The 17574-nt window shown below is 58.3% G+C and carries 19 protein-coding genes; 14 read left to right on the top strand and 5 right to left on the bottom strand.

Annotated elements, in window-relative coordinates:
* Positions 1-9: 9 nt before the first annotated feature.
* The 4 genes from VQ830_RS17230 to hemC all read right to left on the bottom strand — a co-directional run bounded on the left by VQ830_RS17230 (position 10) and on the right by hemC (position 4562).
* Positions 10-1605: a heme biosynthesis protein HemY gene (locus VQ830_RS17230; protein WP_337269370.1), complete on the bottom strand. Its 1596-nt coding sequence runs from the start codon at positions 1603-1605 to the stop codon at positions 10-12.
* 2 nt (positions 1606-1607) lie between these two features.
* Positions 1608-2843, bottom strand: coding sequence for a hypothetical protein (locus VQ830_RS17225; RefSeq protein ID WP_337269369.1), 1236 nt, complete (start codon positions 2841-2843; stop codon positions 1608-1610).
* Positions 2844-2931: 88 nt separating this feature from the next.
* Positions 2932-3627 carry a uroporphyrinogen-III synthase gene (locus VQ830_RS17220; RefSeq protein WP_337269368.1) on the bottom strand — a complete coding sequence of 232 codons (696 nt, stop codon included), beginning with the start codon at positions 3625-3627 and terminating at the stop codon, positions 2932-2934.
* Positions 3628-3632: 5 nt separating this feature from the next.
* On the bottom strand, positions 3633-4562 hold the full coding sequence (gene hemC / locus VQ830_RS17215) for a hydroxymethylbilane synthase (protein WP_337269367.1): 930 nt from the start codon (positions 4560-4562) through the stop codon (positions 3633-3635).
* Positions 4563-4634: 72 nt separating this feature from the next.
* Here hemC and tsaD point away from each other — a divergent pair, with 72 nt between their 5' ends.
* Genes tsaD through VQ830_RS17190 form a run of 5 tightly spaced genes read left to right on the top strand, consistent with a single transcriptional unit; the run spans position 4635 to position 8103 of the window.
* Positions 4635-5732, top strand: coding sequence for a tRNA (adenosine(37)-N6)-threonylcarbamoyltransferase complex transferase subunit TsaD (gene tsaD, locus VQ830_RS17210; protein ID WP_337269366.1), 1098 nt, complete (start codon positions 4635-4637; stop codon positions 5730-5732).
* A complete protein-coding gene (locus VQ830_RS17205; protein WP_337269365.1) occupies positions 5729-6712 on the top strand; it encodes an NAD(P)H-dependent glycerol-3-phosphate dehydrogenase in 984 nt (327 codons plus the stop codon). The genes tsaD and VQ830_RS17205 overlap by 4 nt, the downstream gene beginning before the upstream one ends.
* Positions 6713-6720: 8 nt before the next feature.
* A complete protein-coding gene (locus VQ830_RS17200; protein WP_337269364.1) occupies positions 6721-7014 on the top strand; it encodes a YciI-like protein in 294 nt (97 codons plus the stop codon).
* 5 nt (positions 7015-7019) lie between these two features.
* Positions 7020-7451, top strand: coding sequence for an EVE domain-containing protein (locus VQ830_RS17195; protein ID WP_337269363.1), 432 nt, complete (start codon positions 7020-7022; stop codon positions 7449-7451).
* A 4-nt stretch (positions 7452-7455) separates the two neighbouring features.
* Positions 7456-8103 carry a class I SAM-dependent methyltransferase gene (locus VQ830_RS17190; RefSeq protein ID WP_337269416.1) on the top strand — a complete coding sequence of 216 codons (648 nt, stop codon included), beginning with the start codon at positions 7456-7458 and terminating at the stop codon, positions 8101-8103.
* On the opposite strand, the gene VQ830_RS17185 is transcribed toward VQ830_RS17190, so the two are convergent.
* Complete coding sequence (locus VQ830_RS17185) at positions 8093-8449, bottom strand: hypothetical protein (RefSeq protein ID WP_337269419.1); 357 nt, start codon at positions 8447-8449, stop codon at positions 8093-8095. The two genes, VQ830_RS17190 and VQ830_RS17185, sit on opposite strands and share 11 nt — an antisense overlap.
* 289 nt (positions 8450-8738) lie before the next feature.
* Between VQ830_RS17185 and sdhC the strand changes: the two genes are divergently transcribed.
* From sdhC to sucD, 9 genes are all read left to right on the top strand, one after another.
* Positions 8739-9134 carry a succinate dehydrogenase, cytochrome b556 subunit gene (sdhC, locus tag VQ830_RS17180; protein ID WP_337269362.1) on the top strand — a complete coding sequence of 132 codons (396 nt, stop codon included), beginning with the start codon at positions 8739-8741 and terminating at the stop codon, positions 9132-9134.
* A gap of 10 nt (positions 9135-9144) precedes the next feature.
* Positions 9145-9525 (top strand): succinate dehydrogenase, hydrophobic membrane anchor protein, encoded by a 381-nt coding sequence (gene sdhD / locus VQ830_RS17175; protein WP_337269361.1) that lies wholly within the window; start codon positions 9145-9147, stop codon positions 9523-9525.
* A 7-nt stretch (positions 9526-9532) separates the two neighbouring features.
* Positions 9533-11374 (top strand): succinate dehydrogenase flavoprotein subunit, encoded by a 1842-nt coding sequence (gene sdhA, locus VQ830_RS17170; protein WP_337269360.1) that lies wholly within the window; start codon positions 9533-9535, stop codon positions 11372-11374.
* Between the two features lie 17 nt (positions 11375-11391).
* Positions 11392-12171 carry a succinate dehydrogenase iron-sulfur subunit gene (locus VQ830_RS17165; RefSeq protein WP_337269359.1) on the top strand — a complete coding sequence of 260 codons (780 nt, stop codon included), beginning with the start codon at positions 11392-11394 and terminating at the stop codon, positions 12169-12171.
* Positions 12172-12358: 187 nt separating this feature from the next.
* A complete protein-coding gene (locus VQ830_RS17160; protein WP_337269358.1) occupies positions 12359-12880 on the top strand; it encodes a protease inhibitor Inh/omp19 family protein in 522 nt (173 codons plus the stop codon).
* Between the two features lie 142 nt (positions 12881-13022).
* Positions 13023-14183, top strand: a complete 1161-nt coding sequence (gene zapE, locus VQ830_RS17155) for a cell division protein ZapE (RefSeq protein ID WP_337269357.1) — start codon at positions 13023-13025, stop codon at positions 14181-14183.
* Between the two features lie 181 nt (positions 14184-14364).
* Complete coding sequence (gene mdh / locus VQ830_RS17150; protein WP_337269356.1) at positions 14365-15327, top strand: malate dehydrogenase; 963 nt, start codon at positions 14365-14367, stop codon at positions 15325-15327.
* 21 nt (positions 15328-15348) lie between these two features.
* Positions 15349-16545 carry an ADP-forming succinate--CoA ligase subunit beta gene (gene sucC / locus VQ830_RS17145; protein ID WP_337269355.1) on the top strand — a complete coding sequence of 399 codons (1197 nt, stop codon included), beginning with the start codon at positions 15349-15351 and terminating at the stop codon, positions 16543-16545.
* Positions 16546-16551: 6 nt separating this feature from the next.
* Entirely contained in the window at positions 16552-17454 is a 903-nt protein-coding gene (sucD, locus tag VQ830_RS17140; protein ID WP_337269354.1) for a succinate--CoA ligase subunit alpha, read from the top strand.
* Positions 17455-17574: the final 120 nt, after the last annotated feature.

Genomic DNA, 17574 nt, shown 5'->3' with positions numbered 1-17574 from the left:
GGTCCGTTATTAGAAGAGGCGGAGGCGGCTTTTGTCATCAGGCTGCGCTTTAGGGTCCTTTACCCCCGGATCGTCAGGCCGGCCGCCGAAGAAGGGCTGCTCGGGCCTTATTTTTACGTCCCGGTTTTGCGCCTGTTCGGTTTTGATCAATTCCGTGCTCTTTGCCGTTTCCTTGACGGGTGCAGCTGCTTTCACTTCGACGATTGCGCGGTCGGCCAGGGATTTTTCTGCGTTCTCAGCAACTGACGTCCCAACCGGCGGCAAGGTCTTTAGTGCCGTGTCGAGCAAGGCAGCGTGGTCTTCGGTCGGCGCGTCGGCCTGATCGAACGGTGCCTTCCATGTGAATGCATCGAGCTTGCCTGTTACCGGGGAGAGTGGGAGCCATTTTTGCGAAACGAACCCATCGGCAACCCAAGCAGGATCGCGCGGTGCCTTCAGCGCTTGGGCCAGCCAGTGACGAATACGGCCCTGATCCTCGGTTTCGGCCTCCTCCAGATCTGCAAGGAGCAGGAAAACGCCTTCCCGCGGTGCTATGCGCGCCGCAGCCTCAGCCTTGGCGCGGGCCTTTGCAAATTCGCGTGCGTCTAGCGCAGCGTGGGCCACGATCAGCAGCGATTCGATGTTGTTGGGCCTGATCGCCTCCAGCTTTTCGGCGCGTTTGAGACGATCGCGCGCCGAGTCGCCGCTTCTCGCGCGGACATAGGTTTCGGCAATTTCAGGATGTGGCGTCTGTTTCCAGGCGTGTTCGAGAATGTGGGCTGCCTTGCGCAGCTTGTCTTCGCGGAATAGCGCCTTGGCAGCGATAACAGCGGCCGGTTCGAAATCACTCACCAGCTTCAGTGCGGCCAGCGCGTCGTCGCGCGCGCCTGTCGGATCGCTTTCCAATCGCTCGGTCGCTCGGGCGGTTAGAAGCACTGCGCGCAGGCGCTCAGCCTGAGGCTTTTCGAAAACATGTGCTGCCTTTTGCTGGTCCAAGAGACGCAGGGCGTCATCCCAGCGACCGGCCTGCGAGCGCGATTCCAGCGTTGCTTGGGCGGCCCATGGCAGGTACGGCGCTTGATCGGCTGCTTTTTCGGCATATTGCCGGGCTGCTTCATTGGCGCCAAGTCGCTTGGCCTCGAGATAAAGACCTCGAAGGCCAAGTTCTCGAGTTTCAGGGTCTTCTGCCATGGCCTCGAATTTGGCGCGCGCTTCGTCATTGCGCCCTTCGATCAAGGCGGCCTGAGCTTCCAGCAGATGAATGAGAGGCTCCTGGTCGGCGCGGATCAGGCTGCGGGAGCGGGCCGCCATTTTTCGTGCGAGGAGCGCATTGCCCGCTCCCGCTGCGATCAGACCGGTCGAGAGGGCTTGGTAGCCCCGATCACGCTTGCGCGAACGAAAATAGCGCTTCACGCTATGAGGCGAAGTAATGACGAGGCGGATGAGCCAGATGCCGATCAGAAGCGCGGCAACGAGCGCGATCAGCGCCGTGGCGGCAACGATCAGCCGCGTTTCATAAAGCTGACCTTCCCATAATAATGATACATCGCCGGGGCGATCGGCCAGCCAGGCAAAACCATATCCCAGCGCCAGAACCAAGAGCACGAAAATGACGAGGCGTATCATATTCAGCCCTCCTTACCGGTTTGGGAAATGGCTTTCGACAACGTGGATCCGACGAGATCTTCAACGCGCGTGCGTGCTTCCAGTGATTTTTCAAAAGCGGCGGAGGCCTGCTTTGCGACATCAGGCAGATGAGCCCATTCACCGGACGCACCTTGCAGTTCGCCGTTCTTCACCTTGTCCTCAAAACGTGCCGCAATCGCCTCAACGCTATCGCCCTCGACCGCGCCGACAGGGCGGACTTTGACGAGAGATTTTGCGCTTGCCGTCAGCCGGGTCCACCACTCCGCGTTAGGATCCGGACGATTGGCAGCTTCCACCATAGCCGTTGCGACATCTGGAACCTGACGCATCAGCTCAGCCCGCGAGGGAACACCGCTTTCGGCAAACGGCTTCAGCTGTGCGACGGTCTCGTCATCCGGTGCGATCTTTCCGTATGTCTCGAGTTCGGCGGTGAAGTTCCCGCCGCGATCAATGGCGCCCTTCAGGGCGGCGGCTGCCACTGCTTTTGCGACGGCAACGTCCTGACGCGGCTCATTCAGCTTCTTTTCGGCTGCATCAAGCCGGCTCGAGACATCGTTGTCAGCCTTACTTTGCTGTTCCGATGTCTGGGTGAGCGTCGAGCGGAGCTGGGCAATCTCCTGGCTGAGCGAGGCTATTTTCTGGTCGTCGGCTGGTGAAGCCTCTGTCGATCCTTTTGAAGCTTCGAGCGCGGCGAGCCGCTTTTCAATCGCCTCGTTTCCCGCCCCTCCCGGTGCGGCGGCGATGTTGCTGACGGTCTGCTTCAGTCCTTCGATTTCCGCTGATATTTGCGCAATGCGTTCGTCATCCTGCGCCTGCCGCGATGGCATCGCGTATTGAATGGCCGTCGAAGCAAGAAGGGCAATCAAGCCGCCCAGGATACCGGCAGCAATCAGCTTCGAGGTTGTAGCCTGCGGCCTGGCTTCAGCAGTCGTCATAGAAGGAGTGGGCTCGCTGACGGGCTCTTGGTTGCCCTCTGTCGACAGACGCTCGTCTTCCTCAGCCGGCGCGGCTGCTTGAGCCTCCGGTTTCTCACTCTTGTCAGGCCCGGTTTCCAGAGGCTCGAACATGGTCTCGGGATGAGGCTTCGGGCTTTCCGACGCACTCTTATCCTGATCCGTCTCTTTTTCTTTGGTCGAAGAGAAGTCCTTCGCGTCCAAATCGAGCGTTACCGGTTCTTCGGTGTCTTTAGAGTGGCGTGGCGGATTTCCCGATACCATGGCGTCCTCTTTTTCCTGCACTGCAACGAAACTAGTTAGGGATGCCATGCAAGGAAAGAGCCACGGCGAAATTTGGGCGGCTTGAGCCTCAAAGAAGTGAAAGAAGAGTGCCCTCGTCCGGTGTTTGGGCGATTTTCACCACCGGTTGATAGGAAGGAGGCACCTTGGAAGCGACGGCGGCGCTTAGGCAAAGGACGTTTGCTTTCGCGATTTCTTCAGCGCCATCTGCCACTGCAAAAAATAACTGCGCTGTGTGAGCTGAATAAAGAAGGACGGCATCAAGGCGCCCGCCTGCCGCACGACGCAGGCTGTCTTTATTCTGCGCCACAACACGCATTGCATAAGATTCGACGACGTTGACCTTGATTCCCAGCTCTGTTGCGCGTGCCTCAAGCGTCCCAGCCCGCGGTTGGCCTGCAAGATAGAGAACGTCGTGAACGCCCTGTGCATTCAACATCTCGGCCAATTCCGCTCCGCTGCCATGCGAGGCATCGACATGGATGAAGCCTGCCTTGCGGGCAGCTTCCGCTGTGGCCTCGCCCACCGCAAAAACGGGTCTCCCATAATGCGGGGCAATTTTGTCAGGCAGTTTGGCAAGCGCTCTGACGGCTTGCGCACTGGTGATAACCAGAGGGCTTGGATTGTCTTCCAGCGCATTTATCGCTGCCTCAGGATCGGAAAAGGGTTCCGTCACTGGAAATACAACCGGTTCGTGACCGAGCCCGATAAGCTTCTGCGCTGTTCGTTTTGCGCTGTCGCTCGGCCTTGTCACCAGCACGCGCATCGACGTCAGCTCCAGGCTTCGAAGAATCCGCTTCCGGCGCGGGCGCGGACATCCTGACCGACAAGCAGCCCAAGGGCTGCGGCGTCACGCCGGTTGCCGTCGATCGTCGCGGTGTGTTCATGCTGGCCGTCCGGAGTGATGATCAGCCCGTTGAAGTGGATCTGATCGCCTTCGCAAATTGCATAGCCGGCTATTGGCGTTCGACAGGAACCATCCAGCGCGCTGAGAAAGGCGCGTTCACAGGAAACGCAGTCGTAGGTCGCATCGTCGTTGATCGCAGCCAAAAGCGCGAGAACGCGTTCGTCATTAGTGCGGCTTTCGATTGCGATCGCGCCTTGAGCCGGCGCTGGCGGAAATACATCGGGTTCAAAAATTTCGGTGAGAACCTCGACCTTGCCCAGACGCTTCAACCCTGCCAGGGCCAAGAGGGTTGCGTCCGCCTGACCTTCGGCAAGTTTGCGCAACCGGGTTTCCACCTGGCCACGAAAAATTACGACATTGAGGTCAGGGCGGCGGCGACGGATCAGCGCTTGCCGGCGCAACGAGGCTGAGCCCACCGTTGCCCGCTTCGGCAAATCGTCGAGATGGGGTGCCGTGCGGCCAATCAAGACGTCTCTGATATCCTCGCGCGGTAGGCAAGCCGATAAGATAAGACCTTCCGGCAGTCGTGTGGACATATCTTTGGCCGAATGGACCGCAAAATCGAGATGGCCCGCAAGAAGCTGGTTCTCGAGCTCAAAGGTGAAAAGACCTTTGCCACCGATCTCCGTCAACGGGCGATCTGTAATCTTGTCACCGCGGGTCGTGAGAACGACAATTTCGAACATTTCCTCCGGAAGACCGTGGGCTGCCATCAGCCTGTCGCGGGCTTCGGTCGCCTGCGCAAGGGCTAATGGGCTACCGCGTGTGCCGATCCGGAAAGGTTTTGTTTGCATCCGCTTCGATCCATTGTTACCGGAAGTTCCGTAAACGGCTTTCCGGTTCATCGCAATTCAAGATAAGGCGTTATGGCTCCCTTTCTACGCATCCTGGGCATTGAAACAAGCTGTGACGAGACAGCTGCCGCTATCGTCGAGCGGGCTGCCGACGGTGCGCCGAATGTCCTGTCCGACGTTGTGCTCAGCCAGTTGGACGAGCACAGCGCCTATGGCGGAGTTGTGCCGGAAATCGCTGCGAGGGCCCATGTCGAGGCGCTGGATACCCTGATCGAGGAGGCGCTTGCTCGCGCCGAAATGTCGTTGTCCGATGTCGACGCGGTTGCCGCAACCTCTGGGCCGGGCCTCATTGGCGGCCTGCTGGTTGGTCTGATGACCGGCAAAGCAATTGCCAAAGCATGCGGCAAGCCGCTTTATGCCATCAATCATCTGGAAGGCCATGCGCTTACGGCGCGGCTCACCGACCATCTCGACTTTCCATACCTCATGCTTCTTGTGTCCGGCGGGCACACGCAGCTCATTCTGGTGCGCGGCGTCGGCGAATATGAGCGCTGGGGAACCACCATCGACGATGCGCTGGGCGAGGCTTTCGACAAGACGGCAAAGCTTTTGGGTCTTCCCTATCCTGGCGGTCCAGAGGTTGAGAAGGCGGCCGCACGCGGCGATGCCAAACGTTTCGACTTGCCACGGCCGCTGGTCGGCGAAGCAAGGCTCGATTTTTCCTTTTCAGGCCTCAAGACTGCGGTTCGCCAGACCGCAATGGATATTGCACCCGTTAGCGATCAAGATGTGGCCGATATCTGCGCATCGTTTCAAAGGGCGATTTCCCGCACTCTCCAGGACAGGGTTGGACGCGGACTTCAGCGTTTTCTTCATGAGTTTCCGAACACGCCGGAAGAGCCCGCGCTTGTGGTGGCCGGCGGTGTTGCGGCAAATCAAGAGGTGCGCCGGACGCTGGAGTTGCTTTGCGCCAAGCATGGTTTTCGGTTCGTCGCGCCGCCGATGCGGCTTTGCACCGACAATGCCGTGATGATCGCTTGGGCCGGTCTGGAGCGTATGGCCAAAGGCTTTGCGTCAGATGATCTCGACGTTCAACCGCGCTCGCGCTGGCCACTCGATCAAAATGCTGAACGGATGATTGGCTCCGGAAAACGAGGTGCCAAGGCATGAGTGGTCGCGTCGCCGTCATTGGAGCCGGTGCATTTGGAACGGCGCTTGCCGCTGTGATCGCGCTTGCTGGTCGCAATTCCGTTGTTCTGGTCGGGCGCAATCCAAATCTTATGGCCGATCTTGCGTCCGAGCGGCTTCATGATGCCGCGTTGCCTGGAATTTCTTTGCCGGAGACGCTTGAGTTTTCGGCTGAGCCCGATGCTGTTTCCGGCGCCGATATCGTTTTGCTCGCCGTTCCCTCGCAGGCGCAGGACGACGCCGCACGCCATTACGGACCTTTTCTGGCGCCGGAGGCGGTGGTGGTCAGCTGCGCCAAGGGGCTGGAGCGCACCACCGGCAACGTCCTGACCGATATGCTGCAGGAAAGGCTTCCGCATCACTCCGTCGCTGTGCTGTCGGGACCTGGGTTTGCTGCCGATATCGCTCGCGGCCTGCCGACGGCCATGGTCGTTGCCGCCGCAGATTGGCCACTGGCCGAACGTCTGGCGCAGGCGGTCTCGGGCCCGAGCTTTCGTCTCTACGCGTCCATCGATCGACGCGGCGTACAGCTCGGCGGCGCGCTGAAGAATGTGCTTGCCATCGCCTGCGGAATTGTCGAAGGCCGAGGGATCGGGGACTCGGCGCGCGCAGCGCTGATTGCGCGCGGGCTTGCAGAAATGTCGCGGCTGGTGGCGGCCTGCGGCGGCGATGCGGAGACCGCACGCGGCCTATCCGGCCTCGGAGACCTTGTTCTGACGGCCACCAGTCGGCAATCGCGCAACCTGCGTTTCGGGATCGCTCTCGGCAGAGGAGAAGCCGTCGATGTACGACAGGGAACGCTGATAGAGGGTGCCTTCGCGGCCTCTGTCGCAGCGCAGCTTGCAGCTGGACATCAGATCGACATGCCGATCACGGCCGCTGTTTCGGCAATTATCGCGGGCGGTCTTGATATCGACACTGCCATCGAACAGCTCATGAACAGACCCATCAAAAGCGAATAGGACATATCATGCTTTTTGCCATTCTATGCCGCGACAAGGCCGGACATCTTGATCTTCGGATGGAAACCCGCCCTGTTCATGTCGATCACCTCAACGATCTCAATGCGAAGGGCATCCTCAAGATGGCCGGGCCATTCCTTGATGACGACGGCAAGCCTTGCGGCAGCCTGGTTATCGTGGAGGCCGACAGCAAGGATGATGCGCAGCGTCTTGCCGATGCTGATCCTTACACGAAGGCTGGCCTTTTTGAGAGCGTGGAAATCCGCCCCTTCAACTGGGTCTTCAACAAGCCGGGAGCGTAAAGGGCATGGCGCATTGGCTGTATAAGTCCGAGCCGTCAGCATGGTCCTGGGAGCAGCAGAAGGCGGCTGGGGGAAAAGGTACGGAGTGGACCGGTGTTCGCAACTACTTGGCACGCAACAACATGCGGGCCATGAAGCTCGGCGATAAGGGCTTCTTCTACCATTCCAATGAAGGGTTGGAGATCGTCGGGATCGTCGAGGTTGCGGCCTTGTCCCATCCCGATTCCACGGCAAACGGCGATGCACGCTGGGACTGCGTGGATATTCGCGCTGTCCGCGACATGCCAAAGCCTGTGTCTCTGAAGGATATAAAAGCCAATCCCAAGCTATCGCAAATGTCGCTCGTGACCTCGATGCGTCTTTCGGTTCAGCCCGTAACGGATGACGAATGGGCGGAAGTGTGCCGCATGGGTGGACTTGAAAACCCGCCGGATTGATCGCTTGAGGACCGATCCGGACGACTTCATCCTCGCAAATACGAGCATTCTTGCGCCACCGCATGTTCCCGAAGTGCGGCTTCATCTCGCGAGCGAGGTGCATGACCTGTGGACGAAAACCGAGGAAGAGCTTAATCAACTGGGCGTGCCACCGCCGTTCTGGGCCTTTGCCTGGGCCGGCGGACAGGGTCTTGCCCGGTATATCCTGGATCACCCTGCAAGTGTTGCCGGGCGGCAGGTGCTGGACTTCGCCACGGGCTCTGGGCTCGTTGCGATCGCGGCAGCCAAAGCAGGCGCGCAATCGGTCGTCGCGGTGGATATCGATCCCTGGGCGGCTTCGGCTGTTCGACTTAACGCTGACGAAAACAAGGTTTGCCTCACCGTCCTCAGCGAAAACATCATCGGGACCGACATCGACGCCGACATCCTTCTGGCGGGGGATGTTTTTTACGACCGTGCCTTTGCCGATGCACTTCTGCCATGGTTCGACCGATTGCTGAGGCAGGGGGTTACTATCTTGATCGGGGATCCTGGCCGCGCCTATCTCCCCAAAGACAGACTTCATCTGGAAGCGGTCTATGAAGTGCCGGTGACGCGCATCCTGGAAGACAGTGACGTGAAGCGCACCACAGTCTGGCGGTTCAAGGCCTAATGACGCACACGCCCGCCTCGTATTGACATCCGCTCGTATGGACTGCGTCGATGATCTTCGCCTTGGGCGCGATCGGTGCGTCCAATGAGCGCACCGGTTTTGGGGTGTCGCCGACGAAACGGATCGTAACAACGCTCGAGTTGGTCTCGCCGAGCGGAACATCGTCTTCTGTCCGTAACGAGGTACGGTGCGAGCCAATTTCAGAGGGGTTGGAATAAAGTGTTTTCAAGTCATGGCGATGATGGCGGAAAACACCATAACCGTCCCGCGCTTGCGCTGAGACGACAGGAAGAAGGCCAATGGCGGCAGTCACCGAAAACAATAAGCCGCTCCTAAGCGTGAACATCTTGCCGGTCCTTGTGCTTAACAAAAGGTTAAGACTGATCCTGCGTCAAAATATCTCTTATGTCTATGGTAACGCCTAGATTATAAGCTGCTGGCGGAAAAGAGAAATACGGATCGAAGGTTCCATAAAGCGCAAATCGATTAAATTGGATTCTGCTATGCGATTGTGCTTGTGGTCCCGGGGTTCGGTGAGTAAACGTCGCCTTTGACGCAACGCACATAAGCGAATTTGTCAATTGTGTGATGTGAGAGGCTCCCCGAGCTTTCAAAAATGACGCCGCGAGGTTCTGATGGCGAATACAACTAATAATCGGCCGATATCGCCGCATTTGCAGATTTACAAACTTATTCCAACAATGGTCATGTCCATCGTCCACCGCATCACGGGTGGCGCGCTGTATGTCGGATCGCTGCTGGTTGCCTGGTGGCTGATTGCTGCTGCGAGCGGCCAAGCCCATTACGATTGGGTCAACTGGATTTTCGGGACCATTATCGGCAAGCTCATATTGCTCGGTTACACGTGGGCGCTGCTACATCATATGGTCGGCGGCCTGCGGCATTTTTATTGGGATATGGGTTTCGGTTACGAAAAGTCCGTTTCGACAAAGATGGCCAAGGCTACGCTCGTCATTTCGCTCTGTCTGACCGTGCTGGTCTGGCTGATCGGCGTCGTTGTTCGATTCTGAGGACTTACCCATGGATATGCGCACTCCTCTCTCTAAGGTCCGTGGCCTCGGTTCAGCCAAAGATGGAACCGAACATTTCTGGCGTCAGCGACTGACCGCCGTATCAAACGTGCCGCTCATTCTGTTCTTCGTGATTTTCATGGCAATCCATGCCGGGGCGCCTTACGTAGAAGTGGTGCATGCGTTGTCGAATCCGCTGGTTGCGGTGGTCATGGTGTTGATGGTTGTCTCGGTGACCATCCACATGAAGCTCGGCATGCAAACCATCATCGAGGACTATGTCCATCATGAAGGTGCAAAGATCGCCCTTTTGATGCTCAACACATTTTTTGCGATCCTGATCGCGGGGCTCTGCCTCTTCTCGGTCCTGAAGATCGCATTTGTAGGATAGACTGATTATGGCACCGACTTCACCAGCCCAGAATGGGAAAGCCTACAACTATGTCGACCATTCCTACGACGTGATCGTCGTGGGCGCCGGCGGCGCAGGTCTGCGCGCGACGCTCGGAATGGCCGAACAGGGCTTTCGCACGGCTTGCATCACAAAAGTTTTTCCGACTCGTTCGCATACAGTTGCAGCGCAAGGTGGGATTGCCGCCTCTCTGCAGAATATGACGCCGGACAGCTGGCAATGGCACCTTTACGATACCGTCAAGGGATCTGACTGGCTGGGCGATGTCGATGCCATGCAGTATCTCGCCATGGAAGCACCGAAAGCCGTTTACGAGCTTGAACACTATGGCGTCCCGTTTTCGCGCAACGAAGAAGGCAAGATCTATCAGCGCCCCTTCGGCGGTCATATGCAGAACTACGGTGAAGGCCCGCCGGTGCAGCGTACCTGCGCCGTTGCCGACCGCACGGGTCACGCTATTCTCCATACCCTTTACGGTCAGTCTCTGCGCAACAATGCAGAGTTCTTTGTGGAATATTTCGCTCTCGATCTGATCATGAGCGAAGACGGCAGCCGTTGCACCGGCGTTGTCGCCTGGTGCCTTGATGACGGATCGATCCATCGCTTCGCCGCTAAGATGGTGGTGCTGGCAACTGGCGGCTATGGCCGCGCTTATTTCTCTGCGACCTCCGCTCACACCTGCACCGGCGACGGCGGCGGGATGGTGGCGCGTGCCGGGCTGCCGCTGCAGGACATGGAATTCGTTCAGTTCCATCCGACCGGTATTTACGGTTCGGGCTGTCTGATCACCGAGGGTGCGCGCGGTGAAGGCGGCTACCTCGTCAATTCGGAAGGCGAGCGTTTCATGGAACGCTATGCGCCATCGGCAAAGGACCTTGCCTCGCGCGATGTCGTTTCCAGGTGTATGACGCTGGAAATCCGCGAAGGGCGCGGCGTTGGCAAGAACAAGGACCATATCTTCCTGCATCTTGACCATCTCGATCCGGCCGTTCTGCACGAACGTCTGCCAGGTATTTCCGAGAGCGCCAAGATCTTTGCCGGTGTTGATGTGACGCGCGAGCCGATCCCGGTTCTGCCGACAGTTCACTACAACATGGGCGGCATCCCGACGAATTACTGGGGCGAAGTGCTGAATGCGAACAGTTCCAACCCGGAACGCATCATCCCTGGATTGATGGCCGTGGGCGAAGCGGGCTGCGCGTCTGTGCATGGTGCAAACCGCCTCGGTTCCAACTCTCTGATCGACCTCGTCGTCTTCGGACGTGCAGCCGCGATCCGCGCCGGCGAGGTCATCGACCGCGCCTCGCCTGTTCCGTCTCTCAACCTTGCGGCCTGCGACAAGATCATGGACCGGTTCGATGGCTTGCGCCATGCGAGTGGCGGGACGCCAACAGCGGTGCTGCGTGAAAAGATGCAGCGCGCCATGCAGGAAGACGCGGCGGTCTTCCGCACGCAGGAATCGCTGGAATCCGGCTGTCGCCGTCTTTCGGAGATCTGGAGCGAACTGAAGGACGTGAAGGTTTCCGACCGCTCTATGATCTGGAACTCCGATCTCGTCGAAACGCTTGAACTTCAGAATCTGATGGCCAATGCGATCGTCACCATCTACGGTGCCGAGGCTCGTAAGGAAAGCCGCGGCTCGCATGCCCGCGAAGACTATACCTCCGGGCCATTCGGCGGACGCGATGACGTCAACTGGCGCAAGCATACGCTGGCTTGGGTAAACGAGGCCGGCGATGTGAAGCTTGATTATCGCCCGGTTCATACCGAGCTGCTCGCAGACGGCATAGATCCTCACAAGATCGAGCCTAAAGCGCGCGTTTACTGATCTCAGAGGGACCGACGATGGTTGAACTCGCTCTTCCTAAAAACTCCAAGATGACCGAAGGCAAGGTCTGGCCGAAGCCGGCCGGCGCCAAGAATACGCGCGAATTTCGCGTGTATCGCTGGAGCCCTGACGATGGCAAGAACCCCTCGATCGACACGTTTTACGTCGATACTGATGACTGCGGCCCAATGGTTCTCGATGCGCTGCTTTACATCAAGAACAAGATTGATCCGACCCTGACGCTTCGTCGCTCCTGTCGCGAGGGCATTTGCGGCTCGTGCGCGATGAATATCGACGGCACGAACACGCTGGCCTGCACCAAGGGCATGGACGACATCAAGGGTTCGGTGAAGATCTATCCGCTGCCGCATATGCCCGTCGTCAAGGACCTTGTCCCGGATCTGACGGCCTTTTACGCGCAGCATCGCTCGATCGAGCCCTGGTTGAAGACGGTGTCGCCCACTCCTGCAAAGGAGTGGAAGCAAAGCCATGAGGACCGCCAGAAGCTGGACGGCCTTTACGAATGCATCTTGTGCTTCTGCTGCTCGACCTCCTGTCCCAGCTATTGGTGGAATGGCGACCGTTATCTCGGTCCTGCCGTTCTTTTGCAGGCCTATCGCTGGCTGATCGATAGCCGCGACGAAGCGACCGGTGAGCGGCTCGATAACCTTGAGGATCCGTTCCGGCTGTACCGCTGCCATACGATCATGAACTGCGCGCAGACCTGTCCGAAGGGGTTGAACCCTGCGAAGGCGATTGCCGAAATCAAGAAAATGATGGTCGAGCGTCGTATTTAAACTGCATCACAGTCAACGGCCTGCTGTTGACTGTGCTCCATCGGTCAACAACAAGACACAATGACGCGTTTCAATCTCGCTACAGGGCGGAAAGAATTGTCAGCGGCTTGATTAAAAAGATAGTTTTAAGTTAAAGCCGCTAATATTCGTCACACACGCCCTTCGGTTGACTGATCGGGAGTTCATTATGCGGATCATTTATGCGGTTGCCGGTGTTGCAGCCGCCCTGTCTTTGGCGAGCTGCCAACGCACGGCTTATAACGATGCTAGCTACAGCTCTGCGGCACCTGCGCCTTTGACCGCGCAGCCGGTGCCTTCGGTTCAGGGTGGTACGCTTCCTCCGCCGGCAGGTGCTTCGCAATTCCCGGCCGCTCCAACTGCCACAACTGCCCCCGGCGCCGGTGCGCCTGGTGCTGCAGCAGTTGCTTCGAACGCGATGGACGTTACCAAAGAATCGATGGTCGGCAGCTGGCGCGTCAATGGGAGCTGCGACATGTTCCTGACTTTGACCAATCTCGGCAGCGGTTCACGCGGTGGCACGCGCGGTTGCACCGGTGAGCTTACCACGATGGGATCGTGGGAAGTTTCCGGCAAGCAGGTGGTGCTGAAGGATCGTTCTGGCAATGCCATCGGCTCCGTCTACAAGACAGCTGACAACCGGTTCAGCGGCCAGACGAATTCCGGTCAAGCGATCAATCTCAGCCGTTGATGTGCATCCCAAGGCCGCTCGCTTCATCATGCAGGTGGCGATGGAATGCACGATTTGAACTCTCTGCGGCGTCCTCGGATCTTCCTCAAGCGGGCGCTGCAGGCCGGCGCCCAGCGTCGGAACAACAGGTGACCGTGGTTTCATGAAGCCGTTGCCCGAATATAATCTGAGTGTCGGCGAGCAGTTGAAGGCGCTGACCGCCTCGGGAAAGCTTCAGGCAGATCCAGCGCAGATGAGTGTGGCGGCCGGTCTGGACCGCGTCCTTTTCAATCTGAAGAAGAAGCGTCCTGCCGCGAAATCGAGCGCGCTCGGCTGGCTCTTCCATGCTCGCAAGAAGCCGGCCGACATCGTCAAGGGATTGTATGTCCACGGAAGCGTCGGACGCGGCAAGACCATGCTGATGGATATGTTTTTCGCCCTCGCGCCGGTTCAAAAGAAGCGCAGGGCTCATTTCCATGAGTTCATGGCCGATGTGCATAATCGCATCGCCGCTCATCGGCAGAAGTTCAAGGATGGAGAGACCAAGCAGGCAGATCCCGTGCCGCCGGTCGCTGCCTCCCTTTTTGCTGAAGCGGAATTGCTCTGCTTCGATGAGTTTACCGTGACGGATATTGCCGACGCGATGATCCTCTCCCGGCTGTTTTCAGAGCTTTTTACGCAGGGATGCGTGCTTATTGCCACGTCGAACGTCGCGCCGGACGACCTCTATAAGGATGGTTTGAACCGCTCTCTCTTCCTGCCATTTGTGGATATGCTGAAACAGCATGTCGACATCATGAGCCTGGATTCCCCGACGGATTACCGGATGGAGAAGCTTGACAGCAAGCCGGTTTATCTTACGCCGCTCGAGGAGCGCACCGATATGGCGATGGATGCGTCTTGGATGCGGGCGCTGTCAGGACGCAAGGCGCAGCCGGCAGAAATTCCAATGAAGGGGCGGATGATCCGCGTGCCGCGTGCCGCCGACCGCCTGGCACGGTTTTCCTTCACAGACCTTTGCGAACAGCCCCTTGGCGCGGCTGACTATCTGGCGATCGCGGAGCGCTACGACACGATCTTCCTCGACCATGTACCAAAGCTTGGTCCGGAAAAGCGCAATCAGACCAAGCGCTTCATCATCCTCATCGATACGCTCTACGATCATGGTGTGCGCCTTTACGTAACCGCAGACGCAATGCCGGAGGATTTGCTGATCGAGCGGCGGGGCACGGAGGGGTTCGAATTTGATCGGACAGCGTCTCGGCTATTTGAAATGAGAAGTGGCGAATATTTGGCGCGCCATGCAGAAAAAGCTACCAATTAGTAACAAATCTGTGACGTATATTCTTACGTTTACGTAAGAATTTTATTATCTAACCGTTTGAAATTGCTGCTTCCAAAATAATCGATTGCCATTTTAATGCAATCGGTCTATGCGATTGCGTCGTTGGACGACGCGAGGGTGCGCCGCCCGATCCTATTTTGGTCGCAAAGGAAACAGCGAAATGGCGCGTAATAAAATCGCACTCATTGGCTCTGGCATGATTGGTGGCACGCTTGCGCATCTTGCGGGTCTCAAGGAGCTTGGCGACATCGTTCTCTTCGATATTGCCGACGGTATTCCGCAGGGCAAAGGTCTCGATATCGCGCAATCTTCTCCCGTTGAGGGATTTGATGCCAATCTGACCGGTGCCAGCGATTACTCTGCCATCGAGGGCGCCGATGTCTGCATCGTTACCGCCGGCGTTCCCCGCAAGCCGGGCATGAGCCGCGACGATCTTCTCGGCATTAACCTCAAGGTCATGGAGCAGGTCGGCGCAGGCATCAAGAAGTATGCTCCGAACGCGTTCGTCATCTGCATCACCAATCCTCTCGACGCGATGGTCTGGGCGCTGCAGAAGTTCTCCGGTCTGCCGGCCAACAAGGTCGTCGGCATGGCTGGCGTTCTCGACTCCTCGCGCTTCCGCCTGTTCCTGGCGCGCGAATTCAACGTATCGGTCCAGGATGTGACGGCCTTCGTTCTCGGCGGTCATGGCGACACGATGGTGCCGCTGGCACGTTACTCCACGATTGCCGGTATCCCGCTTCCCGATCTCGTCAAGATGGGCTGGACCACGCAGGAAAAGCTCGATCAGATCATTCAGCGTACCCGTGACGGCGGCGCAGAGATCGTTGGCTTGCTGAAGACCGGCTCTGCCTATTACGCGCCGGCCGCATCCGCAATCGAAATGGCTGAAGCATATCTCAAGGACAAGAAGCGCGTGCTGCCCTGCGCGGCCCATCTTTCCGGCCAGTACGGCGTGAAGGACATGTATGTCGGCGTTCCCACCGTGATCGGTGCCGGCGGTATCGAACGCGTGATCGAGATCGACCTCAACAAGTCCGAGCAGGAAGCCTTCGACAAGTCGGTCGCTGCGGTGGCCGGCCTGTGCGAGGCCTGCATCAACATCGCGCCTGCGCTGAAGTAATCGAAACAGAGGATAGCCTCAATGAATATCCATGAATATCAGGCCAAGGCGCTGCTGAAGACCTTCGGCGCGCCTGTCGCCCAGGGTGTGGCGATCCACTCGGCCGAGGAAGCCGCCGCTGCCGCAAAGCAGCTGCCAGGCCCACTTTACGTCGTGAAGAGCCAGATCCATGCCGGTGGCCGTGGAAAGGGCAAGTTCAAGGAACTGCCTGCCGATGCCAAGGGTGGCGTGCGTCTCGCCAAATCCATCGACGAGGTGGTGGCGCATGCTAAGGATATGCTGGGCAACACGCTGGTAACGGCTCAGACCGGCGAAGCCGGCAAGCAGGTCAATCGTCTTTACATCGAAGACGGCGCTGACATTTCGCGCGAACTCTATTGTTCGCTGCTGGTCGATCGCTCTGTCGGCCGCGTTGCCTTTGTCGTTTCGACGGAAGGTGGCATGGACATCGAAGCCGTTGCCCACGACACACCGGAAAAGATTCACACCATCGCCATCGACCCGCAGACTGGCGTCACGGCCGATGACGTAGCGAAGATCTCCGCTGCTCTTTCGCTCGAAGGCGCTGCCCTTGAGGATGCCAAGTCGCTGTTCCCGGCGCTTTACAAGGCCTTCAACGAGAAGGACATGGCCCTGTTGGAAATCAACCCGCTGATCGTCATGACCAATGGCCATCTGCGCGTTCTTGATGCCAAGGTTTCCTTCGACGGCAACGCGCTGTTCCGTCACGACGACGTGCGTGCGTTGCGCGATGAAACGGAAGAAGATTCCAAGGAAATCGAAGCTTCCAAGTGGGATCTGGCTTACGTTGCTCTTGATGGCAATATCGGCTGCATGGTCAACGGCGCCGGTCTCGCGATGGCGACGATGGATATCATCAAGCTTTACGGCAAAGAGCCGGCAAACTTCTGCGACGTCGGCGGTGGCGCTGGCAAGGAAAAGGTTGCGGCGGCCTTCAAGATCATCACTGCTGACCCGAAGGTCGAGGGTATTCTCGTCAATATCTTCGGCGGGATCATGAAGTGCGACGTTATCGCCGAGGGCGTTCTGGCTGCCGTCAAGGAAGTGGGCCTCAAGGTTCCGCTGGTCGTGCGTCTGGAAGGCACCAATGTCGAGCTTGGCAAAAAGATCATCAATGAATCCGGCCTCAACGTGATTTCGGCCAACGATCTGGATGACGCCGCTCAGAAGATCGTTGCTGCGGTAAAGGGAGCCTGAGGCAAGATGTCAATTCTCGTAAATAAGAATACAAAGGTTCTCGTACAGGGCCTGACCGGCAAGACCGGCACCTTCCACACCGAGCAGGCGCTTGCCTATTACGGCACGCAGATGGTCGGCGGGATCCATCCGAAGAAGGGTGGCGAAACCTGGACCGGTTCCAAGGGTGAAAGCCTGCCGATTTTTGCTTCCGTCGCGGAAGCCAAGGAAAAGACCGGCGCTGATGCCAGCGTGATTTATGTTCCTCCGGCAGGCGCTGCAGATGCAATCATCGAGGCGATCGACGCGGACATCCCGTTCATCACCTGCATCACCGAAGGCATCCCGGTCATGGACATGGTTCGGGTCAAGGCTCGTCTTGAAAAGTCCAAGTCGCGCCTCCTCGGTCCCAACTGCCCGGGCATCCTGACCCCGGAAGAATGCAAGATCGGCATCATGCCGGGCTCGATCTTCCGCACGGGTTCGGTCGGCATCGTCTCTCGCTCCGGTACGCTGACCTACGAAGCCGTCTTCCAGACCTCCAACGAGGGCCTTGGCCAGACAACGGCTGTCGGCATCGGCGGCGACCCCGTCAAAGGCACCGAGTTTATCGATGTCCTCGAAATGTTCCTCGCCGACGAAGCAACACAGTCGATCATCATGATCGGCGAAATCGGTGGCTCGGCGGAAGAAGACGCTGCCCAGTTCCTCATCGACGAAGCCAAGAAGGGCCGCAAGAAGCCGATGGCCGGCTTTATCGCCGGTCGTACTGCGCCGAAGGGCCGTACGATGGGCCATGCCGGCGCCGTGGTTTCCGGTGGCAAGGGCGATGCTGAATCCAAGATCGCCGCCATGGAAGCGGCCGGCATCAAGGTTTCGCCATCACCGGCTCGCCTCGGCAAGACCTTGGTTGAAGTCCTGAAGGGCTAAGCCCACTTAAGAGCCGGGCGGATCATCGGCATCCGCAGTCTCCGCCCGGTCCGATCTTTCAGCGGATGTGCTGCACGTTTGCAGCGATAAATGCGGCAGCCGGCACAATTTCCGGCACTC

The organism is Oryzifoliimicrobium ureilyticum (assembly GCF_037199735.1).
Classification (GTDB): domain Bacteria; phylum Pseudomonadota; class Alphaproteobacteria; order Rhizobiales; family Rhizobiaceae; genus Rhizobium; species Rhizobium ureilyticus.
Note: the sequence above shows the minus strand (reverse complement) of the source record. Positions and strands in the feature narration are given on the sequence as shown.

Bases quoted from the DNA above. Each gene is read 5' to 3' on its own strand.
- VQ830_RS17230 (WP_337269370.1), bottom strand. From the start codon at position 1,605: ATGATACGCCTCGTCATTTTCGTGCTCTTGGTTCTGGCGCTGGGATAT.
- VQ830_RS17225 (WP_337269369.1), bottom strand. From the start codon at position 2,843: ATGGTATCGGGAAATCCGCCACGCCACTCTAAAGACACCGAAGAACCG.
- VQ830_RS17220 (WP_337269368.1), bottom strand. From the start codon at position 3,627: ATGCGCGTGCTGGTGACAAGGCCGAGCGACAGCGCAAAACGAACAGCG.
- hemC (WP_337269367.1), bottom strand. From the start codon at position 4,562: ATGCAAACAAAACCTTTCCGGATCGGCACACGCGGTAGCCCATTAGCC.
- tsaD (WP_337269366.1), top strand. From the start codon at position 4,635: ATGGCTCCCTTTCTACGCATCCTGGGCATTGAAACAAGCTGTGACGAG.
- VQ830_RS17205 (WP_337269365.1), top strand. From the start codon at position 5,729: ATGAGTGGTCGCGTCGCCGTCATTGGAGCCGGTGCATTTGGAACGGCG.
- VQ830_RS17200 (WP_337269364.1), top strand. From the start codon at position 6,721: ATGCTTTTTGCCATTCTATGCCGCGACAAGGCCGGACATCTTGATCTT.
- VQ830_RS17195 (WP_337269363.1), top strand. From the start codon at position 7,020: ATGGCGCATTGGCTGTATAAGTCCGAGCCGTCAGCATGGTCCTGGGAG.
- VQ830_RS17185 (WP_337269419.1), bottom strand. From the start codon at position 8,449: ATGTTCACGCTTAGGAGCGGCTTATTGTTTTCGGTGACTGCCGCCATT.
- sdhC (WP_337269362.1), top strand. From the start codon at position 8,739: ATGGCGAATACAACTAATAATCGGCCGATATCGCCGCATTTGCAGATT.
- sdhD (WP_337269361.1), top strand. From the start codon at position 9,145: ATGGATATGCGCACTCCTCTCTCTAAGGTCCGTGGCCTCGGTTCAGCC.
- sdhA (WP_337269360.1), top strand. From the start codon at position 9,533: ATGGCACCGACTTCACCAGCCCAGAATGGGAAAGCCTACAACTATGTC.
- VQ830_RS17165 (WP_337269359.1), top strand. From the start codon at position 11,392: ATGGTTGAACTCGCTCTTCCTAAAAACTCCAAGATGACCGAAGGCAAG.
- VQ830_RS17160 (WP_337269358.1), top strand. From the start codon at position 12,359: ATGCGGATCATTTATGCGGTTGCCGGTGTTGCAGCCGCCCTGTCTTTG.
- zapE (WP_337269357.1), top strand. From the start codon at position 13,023: ATGAAGCCGTTGCCCGAATATAATCTGAGTGTCGGCGAGCAGTTGAAG.
- mdh (WP_337269356.1), top strand. From the start codon at position 14,365: ATGGCGCGTAATAAAATCGCACTCATTGGCTCTGGCATGATTGGTGGC.
- sucC (WP_337269355.1), top strand. From the start codon at position 15,349: ATGAATATCCATGAATATCAGGCCAAGGCGCTGCTGAAGACCTTCGGC.
- sucD (WP_337269354.1), top strand. From the start codon at position 16,552: ATGTCAATTCTCGTAAATAAGAATACAAAGGTTCTCGTACAGGGCCTG.